The sequence below is a fragment of the Microcoleus sp. OTE_8_concoct_300 genome, from assembly GCF_031383065.1.
Lineage (GTDB): Bacteria > Cyanobacteriota > Cyanobacteriia > Cyanobacteriales > Microcoleaceae > Microcoleus.
On record NZ_JANMZH010000639.1, the window covers coordinates 1 to 1666 of the forward strand.

Sequence of the window (1666 nt, forward strand, 5' to 3'; positions counted from 1 at the left end):
ATTCAACGCAGCAGCAGCAGTTCTCAGGAATATCTCACGCTGTGCCGGCTCAAGACACTCTAACAGGCGATCGCAATCCGTCGGGTCAATGTCGGGGTCATACGTGCAGCCGACATAGGTATAGATATTTTTGGGGTCATGCGGCACAAGCGAGTGAGAGCCATCGGGATTGATTTTCAGTACCCCTTTAGTAGTGTTCAACCCATCAGGATTGATGGTATCGGGGTCTACTGCCACAGCCGAGAGGATGTAAGTGTAGACCTCTTTGAAGCTGGCAGAGTTGGCGCGGTTGCAGCGATATTTCCCCTTCACAAATTCAGAGTAAGTGCTCAACCACTCAAGGATGCGGCGCTTCTCGGTAGCTTCCGATCGCAGCTGGTAATGAGTCCCGGTGAACTCAAAAAGCTGTCCTGCTATCGACGCCCAGTGTCCGCCACAATACAGCGCCTCGACAGCTTTCTGGATGTAGTTTTGCTCTGGAGTCGGTGCAGTGTCGGGGATATAGTCGCTTGCACTACTGTCATACTGCTGGCATACTACTTGTTCTCGCGTGCGCGGGTGACGAGTTAGAGAAATATTAGGGTTTAAATCAGCAATTTTGCGATCGCCTTTCTTAAGCTGTTGCTCCCACTTGGCTAGGGTTGGCGCGCTTGCTACAGCCTCTTTGAAAGCCTCGCCACCGTTAGCTTTGATGAAATCATCCATCCCTTTAAACTGGGTATCCCAAACAGTGATGTGTACCTCACACCCACACTCAACTAATAAGCGGCCAAACTTCAAAATGGCCGCACGGCAAGATGGGTTTGCCGCATAGTCGGAGTCAAAGTCTATGTAGTGAACGGTTCCGGGTTGTGCCCACTCCTTCACAAAGGGTGCTAGTTCCCCATCTTTGCCCCAGTTCCACACACCTGTTAGAGCAATGGTTGCAAGCCCAATAGTCAACCCAGCGCCAGCTTTCTTGACTCCCTCCGTCCAGTAACGGGGGATGGACTTGTCAGCATGAACTTTTGCCCAATAATCTTTATCAGGCATTGCTAGGAAAATGGCGTCGGGTTCCATGCCGCTACCCGTCAGATATTTGCGCGGTTTTGAACCGAATGGCTGATGTGGCTTGTCTGGCTTGCCTTGTCCGTACCAGTTGCTAGCCAGTTTACCAGTTTTCCACTGGACACCTCGACACCACCAGCCCCCCGTTTTAATGAGTTCTTTTGGACGAATGCGCTCGTTGAGTTCTTTGACAGTCAGCGATTCGATGTTGAGACGTGCAATCGCTTCGTCAACCGCTGAACCCTCGCACCATTCGGCGAGATGCTTGCTCGATAAGTATTTTGCGGTGCTTGAAAATTGCCCGTTCATCGGGTTATTATTGTCGTACATGGATTTTGCTCGCCCATAGCGAGTTTGATTACCAAAAACCGTTGCAGCGTAGGTTCCAATTACAAGCAGCGGTTTTTTGGCGTTTATAGTTAGCTGTTGAAAAAATTGAAAGCACAAGTGGAACCAGCTTTTCTGGCGTCAAAAGAATATGACGTTCAAAAGCCAGACTTCCTCGTGCAAATGAGAGCCAGCTTAATGTTATTGGTGGGTTGTATGCACACGCAGTCTCACGGTACTGCCTGTTTCCCGAGCTCTGTTAAACCCGCCTTCCCTACAACTTATTTTGGGG

Annotated in this window: 2 protein-coding genes; one reads left to right on the forward strand and one right to left on the reverse strand. The window is 50.0% G+C overall.

Annotation, left to right across the window (positions count from 1 at the left end):
* A partial coding sequence (locus ACUVJL_RS29015; protein WP_445249014.1) for a DUF3854 domain-containing protein occupies nucleotides 1-1377 on the reverse strand: 1377 nt, incomplete at its 3' end.
* A 105-nt stretch (nucleotides 1378-1482) separates the two neighbouring features.
* On the opposite strand from ACUVJL_RS29015, the gene ACUVJL_RS29020 reads away from it, so the two are divergent.
* Nucleotides 1483-1666 (forward strand): hypothetical protein (locus ACUVJL_RS29020; protein ID WP_445249015.1); only part of this gene is annotated, 184 nt, incomplete at its 3' end.